Annotated in this window: 13 protein-coding genes; 7 read left to right on the forward strand and 6 right to left on the reverse strand. The window is 61.8% G+C overall.

All coding sequences use genetic code 11. The features are described from left to right. Nucleotides 1-3 precede the first annotated feature (3 nt). The 3 genes from ugpA to ACQY1L_RS02570 all read right to left on the reverse strand — a co-directional run bounded on the left by ugpA (nt 4) and on the right by ACQY1L_RS02570 (nt 3567). The gene (gene ugpA, locus ACQY1L_RS02560; protein WP_062460690.1) at nt 4-885 is read right to left on the reverse strand and encodes a sn-glycerol-3-phosphate ABC transporter permease UgpA; all 882 of its coding nucleotides are present in this window, start codon (nt 883-885) and stop codon (nt 4-6) included. A 68-nt stretch (nt 886-953) separates the two neighbouring features. Continuing rightward, the gene (gene ugpB, locus ACQY1L_RS02565; protein WP_062460687.1) at nt 954-2258 is read right to left on the reverse strand and encodes a sn-glycerol-3-phosphate ABC transporter substrate-binding protein UgpB; all 1305 of its coding nucleotides are present in this window, start codon (nt 2256-2258) and stop codon (nt 954-956) included. Nucleotides 2259-2442: 184 nt separating this feature from the next. Next, complete coding sequence (locus ACQY1L_RS02570) at nt 2443-3567, reverse strand: metallophosphoesterase (RefSeq protein ID WP_430242505.1); 1125 nt, start codon at nt 3565-3567, stop codon at nt 2443-2445. A 409-nt stretch (nt 3568-3976) separates the two neighbouring features. Between ACQY1L_RS02570 and ACQY1L_RS02575 the strand changes: the two genes are divergently transcribed. After that, entirely contained in the window at nt 3977-5422 is a 1446-nt protein-coding gene (locus ACQY1L_RS02575; protein WP_430242507.1) for an aldehyde dehydrogenase, read from the forward strand. A gap of 50 nt (nt 5423-5472) precedes the next feature. On the opposite strand, the gene ACQY1L_RS02580 is transcribed toward ACQY1L_RS02575, so the two are convergent. From ACQY1L_RS02580 to ACQY1L_RS02590, 3 genes are all read right to left on the reverse strand, one after another. Then, a complete protein-coding gene (locus ACQY1L_RS02580; RefSeq protein WP_430242509.1) occupies nt 5473-6468 on the reverse strand; it encodes an MDR family oxidoreductase in 996 nt (331 codons plus the stop codon). A gap of 123 nt (nt 6469-6591) precedes the next feature. Further along, nucleotides 6592-8538, reverse strand: coding sequence for an AI-2E family transporter (locus ACQY1L_RS02585; RefSeq protein WP_113109808.1), 1947 nt, complete (start codon nt 8536-8538; stop codon nt 6592-6594). A 195-nt stretch (nt 8539-8733) separates the two neighbouring features. Then, nucleotides 8734-9198 carry a hypothetical protein gene (locus ACQY1L_RS02590; RefSeq protein ID WP_162728260.1) on the reverse strand — a complete coding sequence of 155 codons (465 nt, stop codon included), beginning with the start codon at nt 9196-9198 and terminating at the stop codon, nt 8734-8736. Between the two features lie 406 nt (nt 9199-9604). Between ACQY1L_RS02590 and kdpF the strand changes: the two genes are divergently transcribed. The 6 genes from kdpF (at nt 9605) to ACQY1L_RS02620 (ending at nt 17748) form a co-directional block, all read left to right on the forward strand. Next, nucleotides 9605-9694 carry a K(+)-transporting ATPase subunit F gene (kdpF, locus tag ACQY1L_RS02595; RefSeq protein ID WP_062460674.1) on the forward strand — a complete coding sequence of 30 codons (90 nt, stop codon included), beginning with the start codon at nt 9605-9607 and terminating at the stop codon, nt 9692-9694. Nucleotides 9695-9727: 33 nt separating this feature from the next. Further along, a complete protein-coding gene (gene kdpA, locus ACQY1L_RS02600) occupies nt 9728-11431 on the forward strand; it encodes a potassium-transporting ATPase subunit KdpA (protein ID WP_430242512.1) in 1704 nt (567 codons plus the stop codon). 206 nt (nt 11432-11637) lie between these two features. Then, the gene (gene kdpB, locus ACQY1L_RS02605) at nt 11638-13725 is read left to right on the forward strand and encodes a potassium-transporting ATPase subunit KdpB (protein ID WP_430242513.1); all 2088 of its coding nucleotides are present in this window, start codon (nt 11638-11640) and stop codon (nt 13723-13725) included. A 12-nt stretch (nt 13726-13737) separates the two neighbouring features. Continuing rightward, nucleotides 13738-14304: a potassium-transporting ATPase subunit KdpC gene (kdpC, locus tag ACQY1L_RS02610; RefSeq protein ID WP_430242515.1), complete on the forward strand. Its 567-nt coding sequence runs from the start codon at nt 13738-13740 to the stop codon at nt 14302-14304. 55 nt (nt 14305-14359) lie between these two features. Further along, complete coding sequence (locus tag ACQY1L_RS02615; protein WP_430242517.1) at nt 14360-17062, forward strand: DUF4118 domain-containing protein; 2703 nt, start codon at nt 14360-14362, stop codon at nt 17060-17062. Beyond that, the gene (locus ACQY1L_RS02620) at nt 17059-17748 is read left to right on the forward strand and encodes a response regulator transcription factor (protein ID WP_174196249.1); all 690 of its coding nucleotides are present in this window, start codon (nt 17059-17061) and stop codon (nt 17746-17748) included. Before ACQY1L_RS02615 ends, ACQY1L_RS02620 begins: the two co-directional genes overlap by 4 nt. The last annotated feature ends 67 nt before the right edge of the window (nt 17749-17815 follow it).

Raw genomic sequence — 17815 nt, forward strand, 5'->3', positions numbered from 1 at the left:
ATTTTACCCGTAATGGACGCGTCGCTCGACGAAGCGGAACTGGAAGGCGGTCAGCGCGATGACGATGACCATCAGGATCACCGACTGGGCCGCAGACGAACCGAGGTTGAGGTTCACGAAGCCGTCGTTGTAGACCTTGTAGACCAGCGTTTCGGTGGCCTTTGCCGGTCCGCCGCCGGTCACCGAATGGATGATGCCGAACGTGTCGAAGAAGGCGTAGACGGTGTTGACGACCAGAAGGAAGAAGGTGGTCGGGGCAAGCAGCGGGAAGACGATCGTCCAGAACCTTCGGCTGCCCCGGGCACCGTCGATCGCGGCGGCTTCGAGCAGGGATTTCGGGATTGCCTGCAGGCCGGCGACGAAGAACAGGAAATTGTAGCTGATCTGTTTCCAGGCGGCTGCCACCACGACGAGGGACATGGCTTGATCGCCGTTCAGCAGCGGGTCCCATGCAATGCCGTTGCGCCGCAGAATATAGGCAAACGTGCCCATGGCCGGGTTGAACATGAACAGCCACAGCATGCCGGCAACCGCCGGCGCCACCGCGTAAGGGATGATCATCATCGTGCGGTAGAAACCCTTACCGCGCACGACGGTATCGGCGGCGGTCGCCAGCAGAAGTGCGACACCCATGGAAAGCAGCGCGGTTGCCACGCTGAAGACGACGGTGACGCGGAGCGCGTGAAGATAGCTCTCGTCGGCCAGGATGGCGGAAAAGTTGGCGAAGCCGACAAAGCTGCTCTGCAGCCCGAACGGATCTTCGCGCATGGCCGACTGGTAGAGCGCCTGGCTGGCCGGCCAGAAGAAGAACACGACGGTCAGGACAATCTGCGGCGCCACCAGAAAATAGGGCAGCACCTTGTTGGGAAATACGACGCTTTGCACGGGCAGGCTCCGTTGAAATGCTGCAGGCCGCCCTCGACAGTCGCCGGGGCGGCCCTAACGCTTACCGCTTACTTGCCGATGGCTTGCTGGATGGCGGCATTGCCTCGCTGCACAGCCTTGTCGAGAGCGGCCTTGGCATCCTGCTTGCCGGCGAGCATCGATTCGAACTCTTCGTTCATGATGTCGCGGACCTGCGGCAGGTTGACGAGGCGAACGCCCTTGGAGTTCTCGGTCGGAGCCTTGCCCATCATCTGCAGCAACGGCGTTTCGCGCGCCGGGTTCTTCTCGTAGAAGCCGGATTTCTTGGTATCCTCATAGGCTGCCATCGTGACCGGCATGTAGCCGGAGACCTGGTGCAGTCGCGACTGGATCTTGGTCTGCGACAGGAAGTTGAAGAAGGTCGCGACCCCCTTGTATTCGGCATCGCTCTTGCCGCCGAATACCCAGAGGCTGGCGCCGCCGGGGATGGTGTTCTGCGGGCGTCCCGGACCTTCTGCATAGGGCAGCTGGCCGATGCCGTATTTCAGGCCGGACTTGACGATGTCGCCCAGACCGCCGGAGGATTCGGTCAGGATGGCGCATTCGCCCGAGGTGAACAGCTGCTTGGCTTCAGACGTGCGGCCGCCGTAACGGAACGTGCCGTCCTTGGCGAGATCGGCGATTGCCTGGAAATGCTTGACGAAGGGTTCGGCGTTGAAGGCAAGCTTGACGTCGGTGCCGCCGAGGCCGTTTTCATTGCTTCCGTAGGAGAGGTTGTTCCAGGCCGCAAAGTTTTCCGTCTGGATCCATGTGAGCCATGTCGAGGTAAAGCCGCAGGGAGCGGCACCGCTGGTCTTGATCTTCTTGGCGGCGTCAAACACCTCGCCCCAGGTCTTCGGCGGCGTGTCGGGGTTGAGCCCGGCCTTCTCGAAGATATCCTTGTTATAATAGAGGATTGGCGAGGACGAATTGTAGGGGAAGGACAGCATCGTGCCGTCAGGCTTCGAATAGTAGGCAACGATCCCCGGCAGGTACTGGCTCTTGTCGAATTTGAAGCCGCCCTTTTCCAGAACGTCCGCAACCGGCACGATGGCGCCCTGGGCGCCCATCATGACGCCGCTGCCGGCGTCAAACACCTGCATGATGGCCGGTGGCTGCTTGGCGCGGAAGGCGGCGATGCCGGCGTTCAGCGTTTCCGGGTAGGTGCCCTTGAAGACAGGCATGACCTTGAAGTCCGACTGGCTTTCGTTGAATTCCTTGGCGAGCTGGTCGACAACCTCGTTGTTGGCGCCGGTCATGGCGTGCCACCACGAGATTTCCGTTGCGGCCATGGCGGTTGATCCCATCAGAAACGATGCGGTCGCCAGAATTGCCGAGCCTGTAATGACTTTCATGAAAATTCCTCCCTTGGCATGAATACCGGTCGAGATCCTCCAATCCCGATCGACGCACCGTGTCGATGACGGCGCATTGGCGGCGACTATGTGTTGGCGAGAGCGCCCGCGTCAACACCTGTCGTTCGCGGCGAGCCGATGGTTGTGGATAGAGAAAGCAGATGAAGCGGTGTCACTTCAGCCTTCAAAGCGGCTGACCGGCCCGAAGCGTGATCCGGGTCAGTTCGGAGGGAACACCGATCCGCAGCGCGAAACCGGGCCAAATGCCCGTGCCGTTGTTGACGTAGAGGGTCATCCCGCCGATCTGATAGCGGCCCGAAACAAAGCCGTTGTTGGCGCGTGCGACCACGCGATCAAGGCCGACAACCATGCCGCCATGAGTATGTCCCGACAGTTGGAGGGCGATCCCCGATGCGGCGGCTTTCTGTGCCAACCTGGGCTGATGGTCGAGAAGAATGATCGGCGCGTCGGCGGGAGCGCCCGCAATAGCCGTATCGAGGTCCGGGGCCGGCGCTCCGTGTCCGCGTGCCGAAAGGTCCGTGACACCGGCCAGCACGAGCCTGCCGCTCCCTCGCGTCAGCACCAAGTGGGCATTCTGAAGCATCGTCATGTTCAAGGTTGCGAGGTGGCGCATCCAGTCCCGGTAATCGAAGAAGTATTCGTGGTTGCCAGGGATGGCATAGACCCCATCGCGCGCCCGCAGGTTTGCCAGCGAAGCGACGTCGCTGCGGCGGTCTGCGACGCTGCCGTCGATAAAGTCTCCCGTGATGACGATGAGGTCCGCATCGAGCGCGTTGGTTTTCGATACGACCGCCTCGGCCCATTTCGCTGGGAACAGTCGGCTGATGTGGAGATCGGTCAGCTGGACGAGGCGATAGCCCTCGAATTCCGGCGGCAGGTTTGCGATTGCAATCTCGATGTCGTTGAGTGGCGGTACACGGATTGCCTGGCTGATACCATAGGCGGAAAGGCAGAGCGCGACGCCACCCATGGCATAACGGAGCCCGGCGGGTGCGGCGGGGAAGTGGCCATTGAAGGGCATGATCAGGAGCGAGGCGACATCGAGCGCGATCTGGAAGACGGCCAGAAAAACGATCGCGCCAAACAGGAGGTTGAACGCAATGATCAGCGGTCGCGGAAACTCCGGCGAAAAGACCGAGCCGGACGAGAGCCGGCTGAAGAAATGGTATTGCGAGGCGATCAGCAAAAGCACCGCCACTGCCACCTTCGCCGACCAGTGCCAGGGCAGCGGCTGAATGAAGCGGAGGACGACAATCAGCCAGGGCAGTCCAAAGATGAGATGAAACATTGGGTACTTTCAGTTGCGCATGTCGACCGCGGCGCCGGTTCCGCAATCCTACCTATCCCTCGTCGATAGGGTGTGGAAGAGCCGAGCGGGCCGTGTCTGCTCGAAGTAGCGCAGATCAGTCCCGTATCTTTCCGTTTGACGGCTTGAGGCAGGTGCCATGTTCGTGGCTGCGGCTGTTTGATCCTCCCCTTGAGTCGCGGCTGGAGTTCGTTAACATGCCTGTTGGAGGAGGGGCTTCGCTTCTCGATGGAAACCGCGGAGACTGACGGTCAGACTGTGCGAAGTCATGCGCAGGCTGACTGTTTGTTCGCGCGATCGGTCGAGAAAGCGGACGTGTGATGCTGTCGTCTACGGCTGTGGCGCATCCCTCGAAGCTGGCTATCTGGTTTCTCGAAGAAAGGATGCGACCTTGGACATCAAACAGATCATCGGCGGCCAGTTGGCCGACGCCATTTCGGGCAAGACGTTCGAACGGATCAATCCCTTTACGGGCGATGTCGCGAGCCGATCGCCGGCGTCCGGCATCGAGGATGCCAAGGCCGCGGTCGCCGCAGCGCAGACCGCCTTTCCGGCATGGTCGACGACCGGTCCCGGCGCACGTCGCGCGCTTCTCAACAAGGCGGCAGATGTTCTTGCCTCCAAGGGTGGCGAGCTCACCGAGCTGATGACCGCCGAGACCGGCGCGACAGGCGGATGGGCCGGTTTCAACGCACATCTTGCGGCCAACATGCTGCGCGAGGCGGCGGCCATGACGACCCAGATCCAGGGTGAGATCATCCCGTCGGACAAGCCCGGAAACCTGTCGATGGCGATGCGCCAACCGGTCGGCGTCTGCCTTGGCATCGCGCCGTGGAATGCACCGATCATTCTCGGCGTGCGGGCCATCGCCATGGCGCTTGCCTGCGGTAACACGGTCATCCTCAAGGCATCCGAAGCATGCCCCGGACTGCATGTCGCGATCGGCAAGGTGTTTATCGAGGCCGGTTTCCCGGTTGGAGTCGTCAACGTCATCACCAACGCGCCCGAGGATGCCGCCGTCGTTGTCGAAGCGCTGGTTTCGGCACCCGAAGTCCGCCGCGTCAACTTTACCGGTTCCACCAAGGTCGGCCGCATCATCGGCGAACTCTGCGGCCGCCATCTGAAGCCGGCGCTTCTCGAACTGGGCGGCAAGGCACCGATGCTCGTGCTTGAGGACGCCGATATCGATGCGGCCGTCAACGGCGCGATCTTCGGCTCGTTCATCAACATGGGCCAGGTCTGCATGGCGACCGAAAAGCTGATCGTCCACGACAAGATCGCCGACGAATTCGTGGCTAAACTGTCCGAGCGCGCAGCCAAGCTTCCGGCGGGCGATCCCCGCGGTCACGTCGTGCTCGGTTCGCTGGTGACGATCGGTGCCGCGGAGAAGATGGGAGAGATCATTGCCGACGCGATCGCCAAGGGGGCCAGTCTCACCGCGGGCGGCAAGCGCACCGGCAGCGTCGTGGAGGCTACGGTGCTCGATCACGTCAAGCCCGGCATGCGCATCTATGACGAGGAGTGCTTCGGTCCGGTCAAGCCGATCATCCGGGTCAAGGACGAGGAGGAGGCGATCCGGATCGCCAATGATACGCAATACGGTCTATCAGGTTCGGTCTACAGCCGCGATATCCAGCGCGCGCTCGCCGTCGCCGGCCGGGTCCAATCGGGGATCTGCCACATCAACGGCCCCTCTGTCGCGGATGAGGCGCAGATGCCGTTTGGCGGCGTCAAGGGCTCAGGTTATGGCCGCTTCGGCGGCAGGGCGGCGATCAACGAATTCACCGATCTGCGCTGGATCACCATCGAGGATCCGCACCAGCACTATCCGTTCTAGCGCGAACGCGGCTGAAGAGGGAGGCCGGCCAATGCGGACGGCGCGCGGGGTTACCTCGTGACGTCGATCACGATCCGGCCGCGCACCTTGCCGTCGATGATCTCTTCTGCCAGTTGCGGCAGGTTGGACATCGGTTCCGTTCTGGTCATGGCGGCAAGTTTTCGGCTGTCGAGATCGCGGGCAAGGCGCGACCAGGCGGTGAGGCGTTGTTGGCGCGAGGCCATGACGGAATCGACTCCGATCAACGTGACGGCGCGCAGGATATGGGGAAGGACCGTCGCTGGAAGGTCGGGTCCACCGGCAAGGCCGCAGGCTGCGATTGCGCAGCCCCGCATGGTCTGCGACAGGGCGTTGGCAAGCGTCGTCGAGCCGACGCTGTCGATGCCGCCGGTCCAGCGCTCCGTCTGCAGCGGGCCGCCCTTTTCGGAAAGCGTTGCGCGATCGATGAAGCTGGTGGCACCGAGCGAGGCCAGATAGTCGTGGGTTTCCGGACGCCCGGTCGAGGCTGTGACGACGTAGCCGCGCGCCGCCAGAAGCGCGATCGCCACCGAGCCGACGCCACCGGCGGCGCCGGTCACGAGGACCTCGCCTGCGCCGGGTTTAATCGAGCCCCATTTTTCAAGCGCGTCGACGCAGAGCGCCGCGGTATAGCCGGCCGTGCCGATTGCCATCGCCTGTTTCATCGTGAAGGCGTCGGGCAGCGGGATCAGCCATTCCGGTTTGACCCGCTGGTAGCGGGTATAGGCGCCCCATTCCGTTTCTGACAGGCCCCAGCCGTTCACGACCACCTTGTCGCCCGGCTTCCAATCCGGGGAGCGTGATTCGACCACGGTTCCGGCAAGATCGATGCCGCCGACCATCGGCATCCGGCGAGCGATCCGGCCCTTGCCGGTGATGGCCAGACCGTCCTTAAAGTTGACCGTCGAATAGGCAATTTCGACCAGAACGTCATTGTCAGGCAGATCGGCGACGGAGATTTCCCGGAAGGCGCCTTTCGGCTTGCCGTCAACGGTATCGATCACCATGGCGGTAAATGTCTCAGTCATGTCCATGCCTCCCGGGCTCTACAGGTCTTGACGAGTTGATCCTTGTCTATCCAGATTTCGATGCACTCAGGCGCGTCGGCATCGAGGACCCCACAGGTCAGGCATGCCTGCGGGGTGCTCCGATCACGCGACGAGCGGCGTGGTCTTGCGCTCACGCGGCCGGCCGATCCGTTTCGGCGCCTTGATCTCGACCGCCTGGGCGGTGGTCAGCGCGCCACGAACCGCATCGGAAATGGTGGTGACGACAAAGTCTGCATCGATGTCCTCTGTCGCAAGGGGGCTTTCCCGCTGACCGTCAACGCCGGTGATCATGATCCCCACCCGAACCGACGGCTTCTGTCGCTTGAACCGGCGGACGGCCTGGCGGGCGTGGGCTTTGGAGCCGCCATTGAGGAAAGCGATGAGGACCGTGTCGACGTCGGTCAGGTTCATCAGGCTTACCGTCTTGCCGCTCACGGCCGTGTGGTCGGCCTGAGACACGGTGGCGCCCTGAATGGCGAGAACCTGCGACAACATGGCGGCCGCGGCATCGTCAATCGCGCCTCTGCCGCCGAGGCAGAGAACGGATTTCCCTTCGCCGCTGGGTAGGTCGATTTCACCGGTGATCTGCTCTGTGACAGCGGCTTCGCCTTCGACCGGATCGTCTTCCGCTTCTTCCTCGATCGCGATCTCCGCCAGATTGCCAATCAGCGTCTGGGTGGTGGAGGCAAACAGGGCAATCTGGGCCTCGCTCATCACGCCGCGCTGCCGGTCGAGTTCACCCAGCCTGAGTGCAGGCAGTCCGACTTTTTCATAATAGTCGACGAGATACTCCTCCTCGAGAAAATCCTCCGCGTTGTCGGTCGCCTCGTTGGGATCGCCGGCAAGCAGTCTCTGGTAGAGTTTTTCCTGCGGTTGCAGAACCGGCTCATTGCCGAGCAGCACGTCGAGAAAGCTGAATTGCGGGACGTAGCGACCGAGAACGACGAGACAGACGGTGAGGGGCGTCGAAAGCATCAGCCCGACAGGCCCCCACAGCCACGACCAGAAGATGGCCGAGACGATGATGGCGAGCGGCGAAAGCCCCGTATGGCTTCCATAGAGCCACGGTTCGACGACGTTGTTGCTGACAAGTTCGGTGACGATAAACAGTGCGGCGACCCAGGCAACCAGCGACCATCCGGGGGCAATCGCCAGTGCCAGAAACAGCGGCAGGATCATGCCGATGACCGGACCGATATAGGGGACAAAGCGCAGGACGAGCGTCAACAGTCCCCACAGGATGGCGTTCGGAATGCCGAGCAGCCAGAGGCCGATCGAGATCGGCAAGGCATAAAGCGCGTTGACGACCAACTGCATCAGCAGATATTTGCCGACGCGTTTTCCAGCATCCTGAAGAGCCGCCGTCGTCCTGTGGAGATCGCCGAGGCCGACAAGGCGTATGAACCGGTCGCGCAGTTCCTCCCGCTCAAGCAGCATGAAAATCACGAGGACGATAACCAGACCCGCGGTTGCAAAGGGACTGATGAGTGGCAGAATGAAATTGCCGAGCGTTTCGATCGGGTTGGCGCGGGTTACGATCTCGACAGGCATCGGATCGCGACGCTTGATCTGTGGCGGCGCGTCTTCCTTGCTCTCTTCCGCGTTGTCCTGCAGTTCCGAGCCGATGCGCTCGACGACCTTGCTGAGATGTTCGAACACGCCGTTGCCGGAGCCCGCCTGGCTGAGAGAGTGCACCTTAGCGACGATGTTGCGCTGATAGGTCGGAATATTGTCCGCGAGATTGGCGACCTGTCCGGCAACGATGAAACCGAAGGCTGCAATGACAAAAAACGCGGTGGCGACGGCGAGGAGGACGGCGGCGATCCTCGGGACGTAGCGCTTGCGCAGGAAACTGACGATCGGCGCTAGCGTGAAGGTGAGGAGGAGTGCGAGCGCAAGCGGCACAAACACTTCCTGGCCGACATAGAGGATCACCGCCACGCCGATGAGAATAAGGATCGTTCGGCCCGAAAGGGTCGGCGCGCTCAGCCCGACAGGCTTGTTCGCGATCCCCGCCGCTGCGATAGCCCCTTTACTCATGTCGCTCATAGCCGTCCCCGATTGAATGCGCTGCTGCCAGAACCCAGGCATGACAGTGTAAATGCGCTTGGAACAAAACTTATCGAGCGGTGACGCAAAAATAATTCGCGACAGCCGTTTGCGGGTCACGCTGGCGGGGAAAGTGGAAGCGTTCAAGCCAAGCGAAACCGCAAGTCGTTGCGGCACGGTTTGTCCCAGAAACGATTAGCTGGACGCAAATCGCGAGAGCGAGACCTCGGCCGACCATTCGAGGTCGCTGGGGTTGTAGTGGACGTCTCGTTCGGAAAACGACAGCGGATTGAGGCCGTAGCACTCGGTCCAGCTGCCGCCCGGTTCGATGATCTTGTCGCTTCGAAGCGTTGCCCTGTAGATCAGGGAGCTATGGCCCGCTTGGCGCGCACTCAGCGTGAAAGATGTCGCGAGCAGCTGTCTGTCCGCGTTGTTGGTGAAGGTAACGGATACGGGCGCGCCGGGTGCCTTGCATGTCTCGCCGCCGGAGCTTGCGACCACGGCGACGGATTGATTGGTCGGCACTTTCGAGTTGATCTGTCCCGACATCAGCCAGAGGCCGACATAAAGCACAGCCAGAACGGCCACCGCCGCTATTCCAGCCCGTCGCGAGTACAGGTAGAGAACCACGACGGCTGCTGCGCCTATTACCCAAATCATCGCGCACCTGTCTTTTCCGGAGTGATATCAACTCCGTATATGTAAGGATTTGGAGGTTAAACCGCAACGGGAACTCCGCAAAGGCCAAGCCTTAAGCGGCCGACGGCAAGATACCGACACGCGAGCGTGCGGGCAAATTCCTATGCGGTTTATATTTCTTCGGCATCTGGGCCATCTCGAATCCCTATGGGGTTCCGCCGCATATTGAGGACGAGACGGATCGTGATCGTCTCCAGCCGGAGAGAGAATGACGCGTTATCAGAACGACGCCCTTCCTGGCTGACACCACGAACAACCAGGATTCCAGAACAATGATGGACCTTATTCTCGTCGCGGCGACTGTTGGCTTCTTCGGTCTCTGCTCGGTCTATACCCGTGCCTGCGACAGGCTTTGAGGAGGGATGCCATGACCCTCGATTATATCCTCGGCGGCGGTGTGACCGTCTTCCTCGCCCTCTACCTCACCTATGCTCTCATTCGCCCCGAACGCTTCTGACCAAAGCTTCAGCTTGCCCGAAAGTCTCTACCCATGACCTTCAACGGATGGCTACAGATCCTCGTCTATTGCGGGATCCTCCTTCTGCTCGTCAAACCGCTCGGGGCCTATATGACCCTTGTGTTTTCCGGCGGGCGCACCTTTCTCTCCCCCGTGTTCGGTCCGATCGAACGCGGGCTTTACGCGCTGGCCGGCACCAGCGAGCGTGAAGAGCAGCATTGGACCGCCTACGCGTTTTCCGTGCTGATGTTCAATCTCGCCGGTTTCCTGCTGCTCTACGGTATCCTGCGGCTGCAGGACGTTCTGCCGATGAACCCGGCAGGTCTCGCATCGCCCGGACCGGAATTGTCGTTCAACACCTCCGTCAGCTTTGTCGCCAATACCAACTGGCAGAGTTACGGCGGCGAAAGCACCATGTCCTATTTCAGCCAGATGACTGGGCTCGCGGTGCAGAACTTTGCCTCGGCTGCGACAGGCATGGCGATCGCCATCGGCCTCATTCGGGCGTTCTCGCGGGCATCGGGCAAGGCGATCGGCAATTTCTGGGTCGATACGACCCGCGCCACGCTCTACATCCTCTTGCCGCTCTGCATCGTGCTGACGCTCATCTATGTCTCGCTCGGCGTTCCCCAGACGTTTTCGGCATACGTCAATGCCACGACGCTTGAAGGCGTCCAGCAGACGATTGCGGTCGGCCCTGTCGCGTCGCAGCTTGCCATCAAGATGCTCGGCACCAATGGCGGCGGTTTCTTCAACGCCAACTCGGCGCATCCTTTCGAAAACCCCGACAACATCTCCAACATGATCCAGATGCTGTCGATCTTTGCGATCGGTGCCGCCTTTACCAACGTGTTCGGCCGGATGGTCGGCAACCAGCGCCAGGGCTGGGCGATCCTCGCCTCGATGGGCATCCTGTTTCTGGCCGGCGTTACCGTTGTCTACTGGGCGGAAGCGTCCGGAAATCCGATCATGCATACGCTCGGCCTTTCCGGCGGCAACATGGAGGGCAAGGAAGTCCGCTTCGGCGTCGTCATGTCGTCGCTGTTTGCCGTGATTACCACTGCGGCCTCGTGCGGTGCGGTCAACGCCATGCATGGCTCGTTCACGGCACTCGGCGGGCTTATTCCGCTCATCAACATGCAGCTCGGCGAAGTCATCGTCGGTGGTGTCGGCGCAGGCTTCTACGGGATCGTGCTGTTCATCATCGTCGCCGTGTTCGTGGCAGGCCTGATGGTTGGTCGTACGCCGGAATATCTGGGCAAGAAGATCGAGGGCAAGGACATGAAGATGGCGCTTCTCGCCATTCTCTGCCTGCCGCTCGCCATGCTGATCTTCACGGCTGTCGCCAGCGTGTTGCCGTCGGCGGTCGCCTCGATCGGGACTGCCGGTCCGCACGGCTTCTCCGAGATCCTCTATGCCTATACCTCGGCTGCCGCCAATAACGGCTCCGCCTTCGGGGGACTGTCGGCCAACACGCCCTGGTTCAACATCACTCTCGGCATCGGCATGCTGATGGGCCGCTTCCTGGTCATCATTCCGGCGCTGGCAATTGCCGGTTCGCTGGTCGCCAAGAAGACGGTTCCGGCATCGGCCGGCACTTTCCCCACCGACGGCCCGCTGTTTGTCGGTCTGCTGGTCGGCACGATCATGATCGTCGGTGGCCTGACCTTCCTGCCGTCACTGGCGCTGGGTCCTGTCGTCGAGCACCTGATGATGATCGCGGGCCAGACGTTCTGAGGTCACACCATGGGTCACCGTCAGACGCGTCCCGCACAGTCTCCTCCCGTCACGCAAAAGCGTGGCGGGACGGTCCCCCGCTGGTGGTGCGGATCGAACGCCATTCTCGTGATGATGACGGCAGTGCTCGCCATCGTCGCAACACTAGAAATCCTTCGTGGCTGACCTTTCCCCGGTCGCCTCCCTTTCCAAGGCTGGAGCCTCATATGAGCCAGGCAAAATCCGATAGCGCACCAAGATCCGCAAGTATCCTGGACAAGCGCATCCTCGTTCCGGCAATCGGCGGTGCTTTTACCAAGCTGAACCCGAAAACCCTCGTCAAAAACCCGGTCATGTTCGTCGTGGCCACGGTGTCTGTGCTGACCACCGTTCTGTTCCTGCGCGATCTTGCCGCCGGCAGCGACGACCTGGGCTTCTCCCTGCAGCTCAACATCTGGCTCTGGTTCACCGTCCTGTTCGCCAATTTCGCGGAAGCCGTTGCCGAAGGACGTGGCAAGGCGCAAGCAGAATCGCTGCGCAAGGCCCGCACCGAGGTCCAGGCGAAACTTCTCACCGGCAAAGAGCGGACCGACTACCAGATGGTCGCCGGCACCACTCTCAAGCTGAACGACATCGTTCTGGTTGAAGCCGGCGACATCATCCCCTCGGATGGGGAAGTGATCGAAGGCGTCGCCTCCGTCAACGAAGCAGCAATCACGGGCGAATCCGCCCCTGTGATCCGCGAATCCGGTGGTGACCGCTCGGCCGTCACAGGCGGCACGCAGGTCCTGTCCGACTGGGTCCGCGTGCGCATCACGGCCGCTGCCGGCTCGACCTTTATCGACCGGATGATTTCGCTCGTCGAAGGCGCCGAACGTCAGAAGACCCCGAACGAGATCGCGCTCAACATCCTTCTCGCCGGCATGACGCTGATCTTCGTTCTGGCAACTGCGACCATTCCGGCGTTTGCGTCCTATGCGGGCGGCTCCATCCCGGTCATCGTGCTGGTCGCGCTGTTCGTGACGCTGATACCGACGACGATCGGCGCACTGTTGTCGGCGATCGGCATTGCCGGCATGGACCGCCTGGTGCGCTTCAACGTGCTTGCCATGTCGGGCCGCGCTGTCGAGGCTGCCGGCGATGTGGATACGCTTCTCCTCGACAAGACCGGCACGATCACGCTCGGCAATCGCCAGGCAACGTCCTTCCGTCCGGTCAAGGGCGTATCGGAACAGGATCTTGCCGATGCGGCGCAACTCGCCTCGCTTGCCGACGAAACTCCTGAGGGACGTTCCGTCGTGGTGCTCGCCAAGGAAAAGTACGCCATCCGCAGTCGCGATATGGCGAGCCTCAAGGCAACCTTCGTTCCGTTCACGGCACAGACCCGCATGAGCGGTGTCGATCTGGACGGAGAGCAGATCCGCAAGGGTGCGGTCGATTCCATCCTTTCCTATATCCGCCAGAATGCCGTGGCCGGTGGGCCCGTCACGCAGGACGCCGTCCTGGTGGAATGCCAGGCGATTGCCGACGAGATCGCCAAGGCTGGCGGTACGCCGCTTGCCGTTGCCCGCGGCGGAAGGCTGCTCGGCGTCATCCAGCTCAAGGATATCGTCAAGGGCGGCATCCGCGAGCGGTTTGCAGAATTGCGCCGCATGGGCATCCGCACGGTGATGATCACCGGCGACAATCCGATGACGGCGGCCGCGATTGCGGCAGAGGCAGGGGTCGACGATTTCCTCGCCCAGGCAACGCCGGAAAACAAGCTGTCGCTGATCCGCGAGGAGCAGGCCAAGGGCAAGCTGGTTGCCATGTGCGGCGACGGTACCAACGATGCGCCGGCGCTCGCCCAGGCCGATGTCGGCGTGGCGATGAACACCGGCACGGTGGCCGCGCGCGAAGCCGGCAACATGGTCGATCTCGACAGCGATCCGACCAAGCTCATCGAGATCGTCGAGATCGGCAAACAGTTGCTGATGACCCGCGGCGCGCTGACGACGTTTTCGATCGCCAACGACATCGCCAAGTATTTCGCGATCATTCCGGCCATGTTCCTGGCCTTCTACCCGCAGCTCGGCGTTCTCAACGTGATGGGACTGGCGACACCGCAAAGCGCCATCCTGTCGGCGATCATCTTCAACGCGCTGATCATCGTTGCCCTGATCCCGCTGTCGCTGCGCGGCGTCAAATACCGCGCCGTCGGTGCCGGTGCGCTGCTGTCGCGCAACCTTCTGATCTACGGCCTCGGCGGTATCATCCTTCCCTTCTTCGCCATCAAGGCGATCGACATGGTCATCACGACCATCGGTCTTGCCTAAGGAGCATTCGTCATGTTGAAACAGATCCGTCCGGCAATCGTCATGATCGTTGCCGTCACCGTCATCACCGGCCTTGTCTATCCGTTTGCCATGACCGGCATTGCCCAGGCGATCTTCCCCGTCCAGGCGAATGGCAGCCTGATCGAACAGGATGGCAAGGTCGTCGGCTCCGCGCTGATCGGCCAGGCGTTTACCGGCGAGCAGTATTTCCATGGTCGCCCGTCTGCTGCAGGCGATGGCTATAACGCGGCCTCGTCCTCCGGCTCGAACCTCGGCCCGACCAGCCAGAAGCTGATCGATCGCGTGAAGGCCGACACGGAAGCTGCGAAAGCGACCAACCCGGGCGCGGATGTGCCGATCGACCTCGTCACCGCATCGGGCAGCGGTCTCGATCCGCATATCTCGCCGGAAGCGGCGCTGTTTCAGGTGCAGCGTGTCGCAAAGGCGCGCAGCATGGATGAAGCCGCCGTCCGCGCCCTGGTCGAGCGTCATATCGAACAGCGAGAACTGGGCTTTCTGGGTGAGCCTGTGGTGAATGTGTTGGCGCTCAATATGGCGCTCGACGCCGAGAAGTCGTAGTTGAACGAGCGGCGGTCAGTTTGGCCGCCGCTCGTTTGCGGAACGAAAGACCTCCATGCCGGACGCAAAACACGAAGGCGCTAGCAGACCATCACCGGATGCTCTTCTCGAGTACGCCCGGCAGGAGGGGCGTGGCCGGCTGAAGATCTTTCTCGGGGCCGCACCCGGCGTCGGGAAGACCTATGAAATGTTGATGTCCGGCCGCAGCCGAAAGGCCGACGGCATCGATGTGGCGATCGGCGTGGTTGAAACACACGGGCGGAAGGAAACCGAAGCGCTGGTCGAGGGTTTCGAAATGATCCCCCGCCGCGTGTTCGACTATCGCGGCCAGCAGCTCGACGAGATGGATCTCGATGCGATCCTTGCCAGGAAGCCCCGTCTGGTGCTGGTCGATGAACTGGCCCATACCAACGCCCCCGGCAGCCGCCACCCGAAGCGATATCTCGATGTCCTCGAAATCCTTGCCAGTGGCATCGACGTCTTTTCGACGCTCAATATCCAGCATGTCGAGAGCCTGAACGACATCGTCGCGCAGATCACCCGTATCCGCGTTCGGGAAACGGTGCCGGACTCGGTGATCGACCGCGCCGACGATATCGAGATCATCGATATTACGCCGCAGGATCTGATCAAGCGTCTGCATGACGGCAAGGTCTATCTGCCCACGACCGCGCGCCGTGCGGTCGAGAACTATTTCTCTCCGGGCAACCTGACGGCGCTGCGCGAACTGGCGCTGCGTCGCACGGCGCAGCGGGTGGATGATCAGCTTCTCAATCACATGCAGGCGCATGCCATCGCGGGTCCCTGGGCTGCGGGCGAACGCATTCTCGTTTGCCTCGATCATGGCCGAAACGGTGCGGCACTGGTGCGCTACGCAAGACGGCAGGCCGACAGGTTGCGGGCACCCTTGACGGCGCTGCATCTGGAGACGCCCGGATCCGCCAATCTGGGCGAGGCCGACAAGGACCGGCTATCGGCTGCGATGCGGCTCGCCGAACAGCTCGGCGCCGAAACCGTGACGCTGCCTGCCTCAAGGGTGTCGCGGGAAATCATCGCTTACGCCAATGCTCACAACTTCAATCACCTGATCATCGGCAAGTCGACCAAGCCGCGCTGGCGAGAGCTGTGGGATGGGTCGATCACGCACGATCTCATCCGCTATTCCGGGGCAATCAGCGTTCATGTCATGTCCGGCGGCAGCGAGGAGGCTGTCTCGACGGGCGTCAGGACAGCGCCGCCGACGAGAAGGCTCAATCCGAAACACTATATCCGCGCCACGCTGTTCATGACGGCCGCGGTTGCGATCGGTACGCTGCTCGACCGGGCGCTCGACGTGCAGAACCTGGCGCTCGTTTTCCTGATGGGCGTGCTCGCTTCGGCAATCCGGGGAGGGCTGGGGCCGGGTCTCTATGCGTCCGTCATCGGCGCTCTCGCCTTCAATTTCTTCTTTCTCGAGCCGCGCTTCACGTTCACGATCCGAGATCCGGAAAGCGTCGTTGCCCTTCTCTCGTTTCTCGGAACCGCCGTTGTGGCAAGCAATCTGGCCGCGTCGGTTCAAAGGCAGGCGATAGCCGCCCGGCAGAGAGCCCGCACGACGGAGGATCTCTATCTGTTCTCGAAGAAGCTTGCTGGAACCGGGACGCTTGACGATGTGCTCTGGGCCACCGCGTTCCAGATCGCCTCCATGCTGAAGGTTCGGGTCGTCATTCTGTTGCCCGAGAACGACACCCTTGCCGTCCGGGCCGGCTATCCGCCTGATGACACGCTTGTCGATGCCGACATCGCGGCTGCGAAATGGACATGGGAACACAATCGTCCGGCCGGCCGCGCTGCCGATACGTTACCCGGCGCCAAGCGGTTGTACCTGCCGTTGCGCACGGGGCGAGGGGCGATCGGCGTTGTCGGCCTCGACAACGACAGGCAGGGACCGTTGCTCACCCCGGACCAGCAGCGTTTGTTCGATGCGCTGGCCGATCAGGCAGCACTCGCGATCGAGCGCATTCAACTCGTCGCTGACGTCGACAAGGCCAAGCTTGCCGCCGAAACGGACAAATTGCGCACCGCGCTGCTGACCTCGCTTTCGCATGATCTGAAGACACCGCTTTCAGCCGTGCTCGGGTCGGCGAGCACGCTCAAGGATTTCGGGGCGAACCTGACCGATCATTCGCGAGATGAACTTCTGACCACCGTGATCGAGGAGTCCGAGCGCCTCAACCGGTTCATCGTCAACCTGCTCGACATGACGCGCATCGGATCAGGCGCCATGGAGCCAAACTTTGCGCTTCATTATGTCGGCGATATCGTCGGGACGGCCTTGACGCGGGCACAGAAAATCACCGCCGATCACAGGCTGAAGGTGGCTATTCCATCCGAAATGCCGATGATCAGAAGCGATCCGGTCCTACTGGAGCAGGCACTCTTCAATCTCATCGACAACGCGGCCAAATATGCGCCAGAGGGCACGACCATCGAGGTTCTGGGCTGGTCAGATGCGAAATACGTCACCCTTGCCGTTCTGGACGAGGGGCCGGGGATACCTGATGCCGACCTGGAACGGGTGTTCGACACTTTCTACCGGGTGCGCAAGATCGATCATGTCAAGGCCGGCACCGGCCTTGGACTGTCCATCAGCCGTGGTTTCATCGAAGCGATGGGCGGGCGTCTGACGGCGGGAAACAGACCAGCGGGTGAGGGCGCGATCTTTACGATCCGTATGCCAATTCCGGCCCAGCTGCAGATTGACGGAGACATGCGATGAACCAGGCCGCCACGAGAATTCTGGTCGTCGATGACGAGCCGCCGATCCGCAAGCTGTTGCGGGTCGGGCTTTCGACGCAGGATTTCGTCATCATCGAAGCCCCGAACGCGAGGACCGCAATGGAACTCGTGGCCGCGGACCAGCCCGATCTCGTTCTGCTGGATCTCGGCCTGCCTGATATGGCCGGGCACGATCTTCTGGCGAAATGGCGCGCCGAGGGGCTGACGCTGCCGATCGTGATCCTGTCGAGCCGGACGGATGAGGAAGGGATCGTCAAGGCGCTGGAAATGGGTGCCGACGATTACCTTACCAAGCCGTTCAACATGAACGAACTGATTGCGCGGATCCGGGTTGCGTTGCGCCACCGGTTGCAGACCCAGGGCGAAAAGCCGATCTTCCAGACGGGTGATCTCAGTGTCGATCTCGTGCGGCGCGTGGTCAAGGTGAAGGGCGAGGAGGTAAAATTCTCGCGCAAGGAATACGACATCCTGCGGATCCTCGTGCAGCATGCGGGGCGCGTGCTGACCCACCGATACCTGATCGACCAGGTCTGGGGGGAGGTCACCGACATCCAGTACCTGCGCATCTACGTGCGCCAGATCCGCCAGAAGATCGAGGAAATGCCCGACCAGCCGCGATACATCCTGACCGAAACGGGCGTCGGCTACCGGCTGGCCGAAAGCTGAAATCCGGCCGCGGGGTGATCTGGCCGGTTGATCGGTGTATGTCTGCAGCCTGATTCCCGACTGTGAT

It is taken from the genome of Neorhizobium sp. DAR64862/K0K3 (assembly GCF_050500185.1).
In the GTDB taxonomy this organism is placed as follows: Bacteria; Pseudomonadota; Alphaproteobacteria; order Rhizobiales; family Rhizobiaceae; genus Neorhizobium; species Neorhizobium soli.